11 protein-coding genes are annotated in these 13,523 nt (G+C 64.0%); 3 read left to right on the forward strand and 8 right to left on the reverse strand.

The features are described 5' to 3' along the window. Positions 1–307 precede the first annotated feature (307 nt). Positions 308–1,291 (forward strand): complex I NDUFA9 subunit family protein, encoded by a 984-nt coding sequence (locus tag EJ072_RS11860; RefSeq protein WP_126079863.1) that lies wholly within the window; start codon positions 308–310, stop codon positions 1,289–1,291. Positions 1,292–1,357: 66 nt separating this feature from the next. On the opposite strand, the gene EJ072_RS11865 is transcribed toward EJ072_RS11860, so the two are convergent. Next, entirely contained in the window at positions 1,358–2,728 is a 1,371-nt protein-coding gene (locus tag EJ072_RS11865) for a cytochrome P450 (protein ID WP_126079864.1), read from the reverse strand. 182 nt (positions 2,729–2,910) lie between these two features. Here EJ072_RS11865 and EJ072_RS11870 point away from each other — a divergent pair, with 182 nt between their 5' ends. Continuing rightward, on the forward strand, positions 2,911–3,483 hold the full coding sequence (locus tag EJ072_RS11870) for an NADPH-dependent FMN reductase (protein WP_126079865.1): 573 nt from the start codon (positions 2,911–2,913) through the stop codon (positions 3,481–3,483). A gap of 249 nt (positions 3,484–3,732) precedes the next feature. After that, positions 3,733–6,204, forward strand: a complete 2,472-nt coding sequence (gene gyrB / locus EJ072_RS11875; protein ID WP_042645171.1) for a DNA topoisomerase (ATP-hydrolyzing) subunit B — start codon at positions 3,733–3,735, stop codon at positions 6,202–6,204. A 71-nt stretch (positions 6,205–6,275) separates the two neighbouring features. Here the strand turns inward: gyrB and EJ072_RS11880 are convergent, their stop codons facing one another. The 7 genes from EJ072_RS11880 to EJ072_RS11910 form a co-directional block, all read right to left on the reverse strand. After that, positions 6,276–7,673: an NAD(P)(+) transhydrogenase (Re/Si-specific) subunit beta gene (locus tag EJ072_RS11880; protein ID WP_126079866.1), complete on the reverse strand. Its 1,398-nt coding sequence runs from the start codon at positions 7,671–7,673 to the stop codon at positions 6,276–6,278. A gap of 1 nt (position 7,674) precedes the next feature. After that, entirely contained in the window at positions 7,675–8,097 is a 423-nt protein-coding gene (locus EJ072_RS11885; protein WP_112128301.1) for a proton-translocating transhydrogenase family protein, read from the reverse strand. Further along, entirely contained in the window at positions 8,097–9,350 is a 1,254-nt protein-coding gene (locus tag EJ072_RS11890) for a Re/Si-specific NAD(P)(+) transhydrogenase subunit alpha (RefSeq protein ID WP_126079867.1), read from the reverse strand. Before EJ072_RS11890 ends, EJ072_RS11885 begins: the two co-directional genes overlap by 1 nt. Before the next feature lie 85 nt (positions 9,351–9,435). Further along, positions 9,436–9,660 carry an aa3-type cytochrome c oxidase subunit IV gene (locus EJ072_RS11895; RefSeq protein WP_042645175.1) on the reverse strand — a complete coding sequence of 75 codons (225 nt, stop codon included), beginning with the start codon at positions 9,658–9,660 and terminating at the stop codon, positions 9,436–9,438. A 146-nt stretch (positions 9,661–9,806) separates the two neighbouring features. Next, positions 9,807–9,956, reverse strand: a complete 150-nt coding sequence (locus EJ072_RS11900) for a DUF3096 domain-containing protein (protein ID WP_082056395.1) — start codon at positions 9,954–9,956, stop codon at positions 9,807–9,809. A 143-nt stretch (positions 9,957–10,099) separates the two neighbouring features. Continuing rightward, a complete protein-coding gene (locus EJ072_RS11905; RefSeq protein ID WP_042645176.1) occupies positions 10,100–10,861 on the reverse strand; it encodes a hypothetical protein in 762 nt (253 codons plus the stop codon). A 334-nt stretch (positions 10,862–11,195) separates the two neighbouring features. Further along, positions 11,196–13,511, reverse strand: a complete 2,316-nt coding sequence (locus EJ072_RS11910) for an EAL domain-containing protein (protein ID WP_126079868.1) — start codon at positions 13,509–13,511, stop codon at positions 11,196–11,198. Positions 13,512–13,523: the final 12 nt, after the last annotated feature.

Genomic DNA, 13,523 nt, shown 5'->3' on the forward strand with positions numbered 1-13,523 from the left:
GCCTGGTTGACTTCGTCCGGCTCGTGGCTGGCGGCGCCGCGCCGGGCGTTCAGGGCGAGGCGGGCGTGCTTGCTTCACGCCACCTTGATACCGTCTCAGGTCAGGCAGCCTCGTTGGACCCTGTTTTGGCGCGGAACTGCCCGGAAAACCCCGCTTCGGCGGGGTTTTCTGTCTTCTTCAAACCCTGCAGGAGGGGCGTTCCGGGCAAGTCCAAAAACAACGCAATGGCGACCTCCGGTCGCTCTTTGCCTTTGGCGAGAAACGGATTAAGAAACGGCTTCAGCCAAGCATTCGCGCGGAGCCAGTCATGACCGAAATCCTGCAGACCCCCAAGCTCGTCGTCGTCTTCGGCGGCTCGGGCTTCGTCGGTCGCCATGTCGTTCGCGCCCTGGCCAAGCGCGGCTACCGCATCCGTGTCGCCTGCCGGCGGCCCGACCTTGCCGGCCACGTGCAGCCGCTCGGCAATGTCGGCCAGATCCAGCCGGTGCAGGCCAATGTGCGCGTGCGCTGGTCAGTCGACCGCGCCGTGCAGGGCGCCGACCATGTCGTCAACCTCGTCGCCATCCTGCATGAGACCGGCCGCCAGAAATTCGGCGCGGTGCACGATTTCGGCGCGCGCGCCGTCGCCGAGGCCGCACGCTCGGTCGGCGCCGGCCTCACCCACATCTCCGCTCTCGGAGCCGACCCGAATTCCCCGTCCAGCTATGCCCGCACCAAGGCGCTCGGCGAAAAGGCAGTGTTCGATACGATCGCGGACGCCGTCATCTTCCGCCCGTCGATCAATTTCGGGCCGGAGGACTCCTTCTTCAACCGCTTCGCCAACATGGCGCGCTACTCTCCGGTGCTGCCGCTGATCGGCGGCGGACAGAACAAGTTCCAGCCGGTCTATGTCGGCGATGTCGCCGAAGCGGTGGCGCGCTCCGTCGACGGCAATGTCAGGGGCGGCCAGGTCTATGAGCTTGGCGGCCCGCAGGTGCTGACCTTCAAGGAATGCATGGAGGAGTTGCTGACGGTCATCGAACGCCGCCGTTTCCTGGTGCCGGTGCCGTTCTGGGTGGCGAACATCCAGGCATCGATCCTCCAGCTGCTGCCCAATCCGCTCCTGACCAAGGACCAGGTGCTGCAGTTGCGTGAGCACAATGTCGTCTCGGATGACGCCGTCAAGGCCGCCAGGACGCTTGCCGGGCTGGGCATCCAGCCGCAAGCGATCGCCACCATCCTGCCCAGCTATCTCTGGCGCTTCCGCGCCGCCGGCCAGTTCCAGCAGCGCCGGCCGATCGCCGACCGGTAGAGGATCTAAGTTTGATGCATGTCGTTAACCCAGAACCGCTGCACACTTCTGGGCGGCATGCATTGCTCAGCCCCGGCGCGAGACCTGCATCGGCAGGCCGCCCTGCGGCTGCGTGGTGAGCTTCTGCACCGGCCATGGCTTGGTGTCGGAGGTGACGTCGAAGCGGAAGCGCGACAACAGGATCGCTAAAGCGATGATCGCCTCCTGCATGGCGAAGCTGGCGCCTATGCACACGCGCGGGCCGGCGCCGAAGGGCAGGTACTGAAAGCGGTCAATCTTGTCGCGGTTTTCCGGGTGGAAACGCTCCGGCATGAAGGCGTTCGGCCTGTCCCAGAGTTTTCTGTGGCGGTGCACGACCCAGGGCATCACCAGCACGGCGGCGTATTTCGGAATGTAGAGGCCGTTCCAGGTCTCCGGCTCGATCGGCTCGCGGTTGATCGAAGGCGCCGGCGGATAGAGCCTAAGTGCCTCCTCGAAGGCCGCGCGGGTGAGCGGCATGGCGTCCAGCCACTTGGTCGGATCGGGCTCGCGCGCCAGCACGGCGTCGATCTCCTGCTCGACCCTGTCGCGTTCCCAGGGCGCCTCAGCCAGGCAATAGATCGTCCAGCCCAGCGCCCGCGCCGTCGTCTCGTGGCCGGCGCCGATGAAGGTGATGATGTTGTCCTCGACTTCGGCGCGGGTCAGCCCGTCCGGTCCCTCGGCCCGAAGCAGCAGCGTGAGGAAATCCTGCGCCACGCCACCCGGATCGCGCTTCATCCGTTCTTCGCGCATCTTCACCGTGCCGGCGACGATGTTGCGGAAATAGGCCATGGTCTTGCGGCCGCGGATGCGGGTGAGGCGCGGCAGCCATTCCGGAGCACGTAACAGGTCGAGCGGGTCTACGCGGCCCATGGTCTCGAACAGGCGGTCGATCTCCTTGGCGAAGCTGCCCGGCTCGCCGGCGATCTCGCCGGAAAACAGCGTCTCGGCCAGGATGTCATAGGTGAGCAGGGTCATGTCATGCGCGACATCGGTCATGCCGCCCGCTTCATAGCGGGTGACGAATTCCAGCGTGCGCTTCAGCATCGGGTCGGCGAAACCGAAGATATGGCGCGGCGTGAACACCGGCGCCATCGCCTTGCGCGAACGCTTCCAGACCTCGCCCTCGGCGGTCAGCAGCCCGTCGCGCAAGATCGGCCGCAGGATCAGCTGGCGCACCGTCGCCATCTTGTAGTTTTTGGCGTTGTCGATCAGCACATGGCGGATGAGGCCGGGATCGTTGGCGACGATCAGGTGTCCGCCGACGCCATTGGCCGAAACCCACGGCTCGTTGTAGGTGTGCTCGCCCCACAATTCGAGCGGGTTGCGGTAGACGATGCGCATCATCTCCAGCGTCGAAGGCGGCTCAGTGCGCGGCTTGGGCGCCGGCGGCACGAAGGGGGCGGGCTTGGTGTCCATAAAGATGCTCCGCTGACAACGGTGAATGTAGTGCCCGACAAGGCCGGCGTCCATGTGACCGGACGGCAGCGCACTGTCGAGCCATCTCGCCGGAATGTGACCGGCATCAGCCAATAGCCGCTTGTTGCCGGCGGCAGCCTGCGTTAGTCACCAATGGATACCGACAAGCAAGGAGCCCTCCCGTGAAGCATCGTCTGAACATCATCATCGGCAGCACGCGGCCGGGACGCGCCGGCCCGATCTTCGGCGAATGGCTGGAAGGATTCGCGCGCGAGCACGGCAAGTTCGAGCCGGCACTGACCGACATCGCCGCGTTCCACCTGCCGATGCTCGACGAGCCGCACCATCCGCGCCTGCGCAAATATGAGAACGACCACACCAAGGCGTGGTCGAAGGCGATCGACGCCGCCGACGCCTTCGTGTTCGTGGCGCCGGAGTATAACTACTTCGTGGCGCCCGCGATCGTGAACGCCATCGACTATCTGCTGCATGAATGGTGCTACAAGCCGGCGGCGATCTTCAGCTATGGCGGCGTATCCGGCGGATTGCGCGCCGCGCAATCGCTGAAGCCGCTGCTCACCTCGGTCGGCGTCATGCCGATCCCGGAGGGGGTGGCGCTGCCGGCCTATGCGAGCCTGCTCGATGAGAAGCGCGCCTACCATCCGAGCGAGCAGGTGCAGGGCGGCGCGAAGACGATGCTGGACGAGTTGTTCCGCTGGAGCGGGGCACTGAAGACGCTGCGCGCGGCCGAATAGGCACGAAAGGCCCCCAGGAAGGCAATTATCAGGCTGCGCTAAGCGGCCTTTTGCGTCTCAGCGACCCTCTCCAGCCGAACGCCGGGACCGTATCAGCGCGGGGCGTGGAAATGCCTTGTCGCCAAGCCGGCAAAATGCCCGCAAACCTTGGAAAATCCGCCATTTGCGCCTATATCTAGGACATCAAAACGGCGCGATTCGCGGCCATTTTTCCGCGCCGGACCAGCGACATCAATCAGACAGGTTTTCATGAGCGATCAGACCGAAAGCGCCATTGGCGCGCAAGCCGAATACGGCGCCGATTCCATCAAGGTTTTGAAGGGGTTGGATGCGGTGCGCAAGCGTCCGGGCATGTATATCGGCGACACCGACGACGGCTCGGGCCTACATCACATGGTCTATGAGGTGGTGGACAACGCCATCGACGAGGCGCTGGCCGGCCACGCCGACCTCGTCTCGGTGACGCTCAACCCCGACGGTTCCGTCACCGTCATCGACAATGGCCGCGGGATTCCGACCGATATCCACCCCTCGGAGGGTGTTTCGGCGGCCGAAGTGATCATGACGCAGCTGCATGCCGGCGGCAAATTCGACCAGAACTCCTACAAGGTGTCCGGCGGCCTGCATGGGGTCGGCGTCTCGGTGGTCAACGCGCTTTCCGCCTGGCTCAAGCTCAAGATCCGCCGCAACGGGGAGATCTTCGAGATGAGCTTCACGCATGGCAATGCCGACGCGCCACTGAAGGTGACCGGCAGCTACGTGCAGGACAAGCAGCCCGGCACCTATGAAGGCCGCAGCGGCAGCGAGATCACGTTCTTCCCGTCGGCCGAGACCTTCACCATGGTCGAGTTCGACTACAACACGCTGGAGCACCGGCTGCGCGAGCTCGCCTTCCTCAATTCCGGCGTGCGCATCGTACTGACCGACGCGCGCCATGCCGACCTCGTGCGCCATGAGCTGCATTATGACGGCGGGCTGGAAGAGTTCGTCAAATATCTCGACCGGGTGAAAAAGCCGCTGATCGAGGCGCCGATCGCCATCCGCGCCGAGCGCGACGGCATCACCGTCGAAGTCGCGATGTGGTGGAACGACAGCTACCACGAGAATGTGCTGGCCTTCACCAACAACATCCCGCAGCGCGACGGCGGCACGCATCTGGCCGGCTTCCGCGCGGCGCTGACCAGGCAGATCACCGGCTATGGCGAGTCTTCCGGCCAGACCAAGAAGGAAAAGGTCTCGCTGACCGGCGACGACTGCCGCGAAGGCTTGACCGCTGTTCTCTCGGTCAAGGTGCCGGACCCGAAATTCTCCTCGCAGACTAAGGACAAGCTGGTCTCGTCAGAGGTTCGCCCGGTGGTGGAGAGCCTGGTCAACGAGGCCCTGGGCACCTGGCTGGAAGAGCATCCGAGCGAAGGCAGGGTGGTGGTCGAGAAGGTGATCCAGGCGGCCGCGGCGCGCGAAGCCGCGCGCAAGGCGCGCGACATCACGCGCAAGAGCACGCTTGGCGTCACCTCGCTGCCCGGCAAGCTCGCCGACTGCCAGGAGCGCGACCCGGCCAAGTCGGAAATCTTCATCGTCGAGGGTGACTCCGCCGGCGGCTCGGCCAAGGGCGGGCGCTCGCGGCAGAACCAGGCGATCCTGCCGCTGCGCGGCAAGATCCTCAATGTCGAGCGCGCCCGCTTCGACCGCATGCTCTCCTCCGACATGATCGGCACGCTGATCACCGCGCTCGGCACCTCGATCGGCAAGGACGAGTTCAACGCCGACAAGCTGCGCTATCACAAGATCATCCTGATGACGGACGCCGACGTCGACGGCGCCCACATCCGCACGCTGCTGCTCACCTTCTTCTTCCGGCAGATGCCGGAGCTGATCGAGCGCGGCCATCTCTACATCGCCCAGCCGCCGCTTTACAAAGTGACGCGGGGCAAGAGCTCGCAATATCTCAAGGACGAGAGCGCCTATGAGGAATATCTGATCGGCTCCGGGCTGGATGAGGCCTCGCTGGTGCTCGCCTCCGGCGAGGTCCGGACCGGGCAGGATCTGCGCAGCTCCGTCGACGACGCGCTGGCGGTGCGGCAGCTGATCAACGGGCTGCATACGCGCTACAACCGCAGCGTCGTCGAGCAGGCGGCGATCGCCGGCGCGCTCAATGCCGACGTGCTTGCCGATCTCGGCCGCGCCAACGCGATGGCCGAGCGCGTCGCGCAGCGGCTGGACATGATCGCCGAGGAGACCGAGCGCGGCTGGACCGGCCGGCTGTCGACCTCCAATGACGGCTCGGGCGGCTATGTCTTCGAACGCACGGTGCGCGGCGTGAAGGATGTGGTGCAGCTCGATGCCGGGCTGATCGCTTCGGCCGACGCGCGCCAGCTCGACCGCTACGCGCCGCGGCTTTCGGAAGTCTATGGCGAGCAGCCGACGCTGCGCCGCAAGGAGACCTCGGAGCTTGTTTCGGGACCGCTGGCGCTGCTCAACGCGGTGTTCGCTTCCGGCCGCAAGGGCCTCACCATGCAACGCTACAAGGGCCTTGGCGAGATGAATGCCGAGCAGCTCTGGGAAACCACGCTGGACCCGAATGTGCGCTCGCTGCTGCAGGTCAAGGTCAACGACGCTACCGACGCCGACTCGCTGTTCTCGCGGCTGATGGGCGACGAGGTGGAGCCGCGCCGCGAGTTCATCCAGGACAACGCGCTGTCGGTGGCCAATCTGGATATCTGAGCGCACCTGCACACTCAAAAAGAGAGGCCCGGCGTTTGCCGGGCCTCTCTTTTTGAAGCCTGCAATCAAGCTCAGTGATCCATGGCCTTGACGATTTCCTCGGTCATCTTCTTGGCGTCGCCGAGCAGCATCATAGTGCCGTCCTTGTAGAACAGCGTGTTGTCGATGCCGGCATAGCCGGAGCCGAGCGAGCGCTTGACGAACAGGCAGGTGCGGGCCTTGTCGACGTCGAGGATCGGCATGCCGTAGATGGGCGAGGCCTTGTCGTCGCGCGCGGACGGGTTGGTGACGTCGTTGGCGCCGATGACATAGGCGACATCGGCCTGCGCGAACTCGGAGTTGATGTCCTCCAGCTCGAACACCTCGTCGTAAGGGACGTTCGCCTCCGCCAAAAGGACGTTCATGTGGCCGGGCATGCGGCCGGCGACCGGATGGATGGCGTACTTCACCTCGACTCCGGCAGCCTTGAGCTTGTCGGCCATCTCACGCAGCGCATGCTGCGCCTGGGCGACCGCCATGCCGTAACCCGGCACGATGATGACCTTCTGCGCGTTCATCATCAGATAGGCGGCGTCGTCGGCCGAGCCTTGCTTGACGGTGCGCTCGATGCCGTCGTCGGCAACGGCCGCCGTCTCGCCGCCGAAGCCGCCGAGGATGACCGAGATGAAAGAGCGGTTCATGCCCTTGCACATGATGTAGGACAGGATCGCGCCGGACGAGCCGACCAGCGCGCCGGTGATGATCAGCGCCAGGTTGCCGAGGGTGAAGCCAAGCGCCGCCGCCGCCCAGCCCGAATAGGAATTCAGCATCGACACCACGACCGGCATGTCGGCGCCGCCGATCGGGATGATCAACAGCACGCCGAGCACCAGCGAGGCGGCGACGATCAGCCAGAAGACGAGCTTGGACTCGGTGGTGACCAGAAGCACGATCAGCACCACCAGCGCGACGCCGAGGACGATGTTGATCAGGTGGCGACCGCCGATCATGATTGGCTTGCCGGACATGCGGCCGTCGAGCTTGAGGAAGGCGATGACCGAACCGGTGAAGGTGATGGCGCCGATGGCCACACCGAGACTCATCTCGACCAGCGCCTGGGCGTGGATGTCGCCCGCCGTGCCGATGCCGAAGCTTTCGGGCGCATAGATGGCGGCCGCGGCCACCATGACGGCGGCGAAGCCGACGAGCGAATGGAAGGCGGCGACCAGTTGCGGCATCGAGGTCATGGCGATGCGGCGCGCGGTAACGGCGCCGATGCCGCCGCCGATGGCGAGGCCGAGCACGATCAGGCCGAAGCGGCCGGCAGAGGGGGTCGCCAGCGCCAGCGTGGTGGCGATGGCAATGCCCATGCCGATCATGCCGTAGAGATTGCCCTGGCGGCTGGTGGTCGGATGCGAGAGCCCGCGCAGCGCTAGAATGAACAGGATGCCGGAGACGAGATAGAGGAAGGAAGCGAGATTGACGGTCACGTCACTTTTCCTTCTTCTTGTACATGGCGAGCATGCGCTGGGTGACCAGGAAGCCGCCGAAGATGTTGACCGAGACCAGCACCAGGGCGACGAAGCCGAAGCCTGCGGCGAGGCCGGAAGCGGCAATGCCGACGGCAAGCAGCGCGCCGACGACGATGACCGAGGAGATTGCATTGGTGACGGCCATCAGCGGCGTGTGCAGCGCCGGCGTCACCGACCAGACGACATAATAGCCGACGAAGATCGCCAGCACGAAGATGGCGAAGCGGAAGACGAAGGGATCGATGGCGCCGCCCGAGAGCGCATGCGCGGCGTTGCCCGCAGCCTCGGCGCCGGCAGGCGCGTTGGCAAGATCCTGCACCGCCAGCCGCACGGCGGCGGTCGCCTGGTCGAGTTGGTCGAGGGCTTTCTGCAAGGCGTCCATCACGCGGTCCCCTTAGGCTTGGCTGCGGCCTTCTTCCTTGCCGCCGGCTTCGCGTCGGCGGCTTCGGCAACCATGGTGGTCGCCGGAATGGCCGCCGGCTCGGTGCGCGGCTCCTCCGCCGCCTTGGCGAAGGCAGGATGCACGACCCGACCGCCGTCGGTCAGCATCGTCGCCTTGACCAGTTCGTCGTCGCGTTTGATGGCGAGCGTCTTGGCAGTCTTGTCGACCATCGTCTCGAGGAAGGCGTAAAGGTTCTTGGCGTAGAGCAGCGAGGCGGAGGCCGCGACACGGCCAGGCACGTTGAGATGGCCGACGATCTTGACGCCGTTCTCGGTCGTCACGACCTTGCCTGGAACCGCGCCCTCGACATTGCCGCCGCGCTCGACCGCGAGATCGACGATCACCGAACCCGGCTTCATCGAGGCGACCATGGCAGCCGAGACCAGCTTCGGCGCCGGCCGTCCAGGGATCAGCGCCGTGGTGATGACGATATCCTGCTTGGCGATATGCTCGGCCGTCAGCGCGGCCTGCTTGGCCTGATATTCCTTCGACATTTCCTTGGCGTAGCCGCCGGCGGTCTCGGCAGCCTTGAACTCCTCGTCCTCGACCGCCAGGAACTTCGCGCCAAGCGACTGCACCTGCTCCTTCACAGCCGGGCGCACATCGGTGGCGGTGACGACGGCGCCGAGGCGGCGCGCGGTGGCAATCGCCTGCAGGCCGGCAACGCCGACGCCCATGATGAAGGCCTTGGCCGCCGGCACGGTGCCAGCCGCCGTCATCATCATCGGCAATGCGCGATCGTATTCGGCGGCCGCGTCGATCACCGCCTGGTAGCCGGCAAGGTTGGCCTGCGAGGACAGCACGTCCATCACCTGCGCGCGGGTGATGCGCGGCATGAATTCCATGGAGAAGGCAGTCACTCCGGCCTTGGCAAGCGCCGCGACCGCGGCATCGTTGCCGTAGGGGTCCATGATGGCGATGACGGCGGCGCCGGATTTGTAGCCCTTCAGCTCGGCATCCGTCGGACGGCGCACTTTCAGCACCACGTCGGCGCGGCCAGCGTCCGACGCCTTGCCGATCACGGCACCCACCGCGGCAAAATCCTGGTCGGGGATGCGGGAGCCGAGACCGGCGCCCTTCTCGACGATCACGTCGAAGCCGAGACCCACCAGACGTTTGACCGTCTCCGGCGAGGCCGCGACGCGCGGCTCGTTCGGGTCAAGCTCACGAGGGATGAACACTATTTGTCCCACCGGACGATCCTTTCGGCTGGAACCTTGATTACGCAAGGCGTCGGCCGGACGTCCGGCGACGTCGAGGGCGATGGGCTTGGGAAGTCTACCGCAGAATGAGAGTGCCGATGGCCGTGATCAGGATGAACACGATGAGGCCCGAGAAGAAGCCGCCGACGAAGAAGCCGAAGGCCATGGCGATGAGGATGGCGGCGCAGACCAGCGAGCCGTATTTGGCAAGGCCGAGGAAGGCCTTGTAGGTGCGGTCGTGCTCGGCATAGTCCATCTGCGCGCCAAGCTCGACCGGACCGGCGGGCGTGTGATCAGCCATGGAAGTACCCCTTCGAAAAAGCCTTTGAGGCACATAGCGAAAAGCCGAACCAAGAGCAATGGCGCTATTGCCGCACAGCCTGCGACAACAGCCTCAAATGAAAGTTGAAATTGAACGGCGCCCTCGCCCGCGCGGCAAGGGGGACTTCAGCCGGCGAGTTGGGGAAAAAGGCCGAGCAGGCCGACGACGATCAGGTAAAGCGCGACGATGTAGTTGAGGAGCCGCGGCATCACCAGGATCAGCACACCGGCGATCAGCGAGATCAGCGGCGTCAGCGCGATTGAATGAATGGTCATGTCGCAATCCTTTCATTCGACAGGCGATCGCCCGTCAGACGGCTGCGGAGCTTGTCCTGATGCAATTCCGGCCGGAAAACCGCTCACACTTTCCTGGAGTTGCTTGCTAACGCCGCAGCCGGCAGAAGGTTCATGGCCCGCGTTCAGGCAGCGGCGCGATAGTATTTCGCCGTCGGCACGATCGAGAGGGGCGTCAGCCGATTGATGGCCGGGTTGCCGAACATCAGCCGCTGCTCCATCGGCGTCGATCTGAAGAACGGCAATCGTTTGAGCGTCAGGCGCATGTTTTCGCCGGCCGGTATTTCGAACAGTGCGAGCGGGGGAAGAACGCCCGGAAATGCTTTAGCCTCTGTCCTCTGCACGGCCTGAAAGTAACGAACGTAAAAAGAGGAATGCTCCATCTTGACCGGCGTCAGCACCGAGTCCTGACCGAAGTAGCAGGAGGCGACCATGGCGATCCTGAGCGTCAGAAAAGGCAGCACCCCCGGCGCCGGCGCGCTGTCGGGGTCGGCCGCGAAGCGGGTTCCGTCAATGAAGGTTTCGCCGCGGGCGAGCCGTGGAAGCAAAACTTCGGGATAGGCATCGACCGAAGGCGAGTATGGCTGCGCGCTGGTAATATAATGGAAACGCAGTGTGCTGACCAATTGGTCATAGCAATAGACACCGAACCGATAGGCGTTGGGTAGATTATCCCAGCGATCCTCGAACATCCCGCTCGCGATCGGACCACACATACCTGAGCGCCGATAGGAATTGTAGCGGAGCCGATAGATTGCCTCCTGATCTTCACCCCCCGTGATGAGGCGATATTCGACATGATCCAGCAGTTCCATCATCGACCGGTTGAGCGCGGAGTCCATCCTCGCGCTGGCGTCGGCCGACGCACTCTTCCTCGCAGCATCCATTGTCAGTCCTCGAATTCCGCCTGCGACCAAGGCTATTCGAGTTGAAATGAGACACAAGCTGAAAATTCGATATTGCTGATTTACCTCTTGTTAACCTTAATGCCGGTCGCCCAATTTCGCTGATCATGCGCGAGAAAAGCAAATCCCGACGCGAGCGACCCTCTAATGCCAACCGGTTATAATCGACGAAGTCATTTCGAATTCAGAGCTTCGAAAGCGCCGAGGCACGCCCAGCCTACACTTGTCCTGAGCGGCCAATATATTTGGCGGGTCCTCAATACGGGTCGTAATTCTGCGAAGTGGAAGCCGTTTTGCGCTTTGCCCGGAAATCCGGTCAGCTGGCCGTTCGTTTGCCGGCGATATGCAGGTCCGCGGCAAATGGCCAGGTGACGCTCGACATCGTCTCGATGCCCGACGCGCTGAGCGCGGCGCCGAAGAGAAAGCCTTGCACGAAGTCCGGCTTGACCAGATGAACCAGCGTCTTCAGCTGCTCGAAGGTCTCGACCCCTTCGATGGTGACCGAAAGGCCCAATGTCCGCGACAGGCTGACGATGCCCTTCAGCAGATCGAGCGACTGCCGGTTCTGGTTCATATCGACCAGGAAAGAGCGGTCGATCTTGATCTTATCGAGCGGCAGCTTGTGGAGATAGCTCAGACTGGAGTAGCCGGTGCCGAAATCGTCAAGCGCGATGCGCACGCCAAGCGCCTTCAAGTCCTCGATCGATTCGCGCGTCAGCGATTTGTCATCGAGCAAGGCGGTCTCGGTGACCTCGATTTCGAGCCGGTGCGCCGCAAGGCCCGACTTGGCCAAGGCGTCCCTGACCTTTTGGACGATGTCGCGGCTGCGGAAATCCTTGGCCGACAGGTTCACCGACACACTGGTCTGCGCCGGCCATTTGGCGCATTCGGCGCAGGCGGCCTCCAGCACGAAGGTGCTGATGTCGGAAACGATGCCCATCTCTTCCGCCAAGGGGATGAAGACGCCGGGCGAGATTGGGCCGAGGTCGGGATGGTCCCAGCGGCAGAGCGCCTCGCAACTGGCGATGCGCATGGTGCTGATGGAGACGATTGGCTGATAAACCACGCGCAGATCCTTGGCCTGCACGGCATTGCGCAGATCGGCCTTCATCAGCTGGCGATTGCGGAACGCGGCGTCCATGGCCGCCTCGAACAGCCGCCAGCTGTTCTTGCCGAGTTCCTTGGCCTTGTAGAGGGCAAGGTCGGCCTTGACGATCATTGCATCAACCTCGGTGTCCTTGACCTTGGACAGCACCGCGCCGCCGCTGGCCTGGATGCGCAAGCCATGGCCGGCGACGTCCACTTCGCCCTGCAGGTCCGCGAAGATCCGGTCGAGCAGGGTGCCGAGATGGCTCTCGTCCTCGACGCGGTCGAAGAAGATCATGAACTCGTCGCCGCCGAAGCGGCTGACCGTGATGCCTGGTCCGGCAATCGCCGCGAGACGCTCGGCCACGGCGTAGATCAGCCCGTCGCCGACCGGATGGCCGAGTGTGTCGTTGACGCTCTTGAAGTCGTCGAGATCGAGCACCGCGAGGCCGCAGAGCCGATCCTGCTCGCCGGAGGCCATGGCCTCACGGACCAGCTCGTGGAAATAGGCGCGGTTCGGCAGGCCCGTCAGATTGTCGTAGCGCGCCATGAAGCGTATCTTTTCTTCCGCCTCGACGCGCACCGTCACGTCTTCGAAGGTGATGACGCCCAGTTCCTGGCTGCCTTCGCGGGCGGAGAATTCGTAATGCTGACCATTAGCCAGCGAAACGAGCACCTTGCGGTCGCGGCCTTCGCGCAGGGCGCGCGTCAGCTGCGCCTCGATGTAGCGGCAGTCTTTCGGCGCCAGCATGCCGCCGGCGACGCCCCGCATCAAAAGGCCGTGGATCGAGCGTCCGAGCAAGGCATCGCCCGATCTCAGCGACATCAGGCGGGCGGCTTCGGCATTGGCCACCGCAACGCGCCCGTCGGGCCCCAGCATGACCAGGCCATGCGACATGGTGTTGAGCGCGCGATCGAACCGGCGCGTCAGGTTCCCGGCCTGCTTGTGGCCGATGACCGCGGAGAAGAGCACGTTGCGGACATGGTCGGCGCTGTTGATGGTGACGAACGTCAACGGGAAGATCATCAAGCCGAGGACGACAGAAGCCATATCCATGCGCAGGATGAGCGCAAGAGCCGCGGGCCCGACGAGGGTCAAGGAAAAAATCTGGACCATGCGCATGGACCCGTAGCTTCGTCCGACAACCGTTACCAGGGTCGTCAACGACAACGATACCGACGCCAGTTCAGCAAATTGGTCAGGACGCAGGTAGATCGACACGAAGCAGAATGACCCCAATGCGAGGCCCTGCGCGCTGCCTTTGAGAATGTAATTGCGCTCTATCGCTTCTGCCTCTGCGACACTTGCTATGGTGCCGCCCGCTCTATGGAAGCCTCGGATGCTGAAGTACCGCCAGAGGCTGGCCGATAGCAGAACGAAAGCCAACGTCAGATAAAGCAGATCCTGCGTACGCAGGTAGACCATGAACCCGAGAATCCAGTAGCAGACGCCGCCGATCGCAACCATGCCGGCGTTGTCGAACAATGCCCGCACGAATTGGATATAGACATCCGCCGGGATGTTCTCGGTCTTTGTTCTACCCATGCCGTGGCCCAA

Source organism: Mesorhizobium sp. M2A.F.Ca.ET.046.03.2.1, from assembly GCF_003952425.1.
Lineage (GTDB): Bacteria > Pseudomonadota > Alphaproteobacteria > Rhizobiales > Rhizobiaceae > Mesorhizobium.

Bases quoted from the DNA above. Each gene is read 5' to 3' on its own strand.
- EJ072_RS11895 (WP_042645175.1), bottom strand. From the start codon at position 9,660: ATGGCTGATCACACGCCCGCCGGTCCGGTCGAGCTTGGCGCGCAGATG.
- EJ072_RS11885 (WP_112128301.1), bottom strand. From the start codon at position 8,097: ATGGACGCCTTGCAGAAAGCCCTCGACCAACTCGACCAGGCGACCGCC.
- EJ072_RS11900 (WP_082056395.1), bottom strand. From the start codon at position 9,956: ATGACCATTCATTCAATCGCGCTGACGCCGCTGATCTCGCTGATCGCC.
- EJ072_RS11865 (WP_126079864.1), bottom strand. From the start codon at position 2,728: ATGGACACCAAGCCCGCCCCCTTCGTGCCGCCGGCGCCCAAGCCGCGC.
- EJ072_RS11910 (WP_126079868.1), bottom strand. From the start codon at position 13,511: ATGGGTAGAACAAAGACCGAGAACATCCCGGCGGATGTCTATATCCAA.
- EJ072_RS11860 (WP_126079863.1), top strand. From the start codon at position 308: ATGACCGAAATCCTGCAGACCCCCAAGCTCGTCGTCGTCTTCGGCGGC.
- gyrB (WP_042645171.1), top strand. From the start codon at position 3,733: ATGAGCGATCAGACCGAAAGCGCCATTGGCGCGCAAGCCGAATACGGC.
- EJ072_RS11905 (WP_042645176.1), bottom strand. From the start codon at position 10,861: ATGGATGCTGCGAGGAAGAGTGCGTCGGCCGACGCCAGCGCGAGGATG.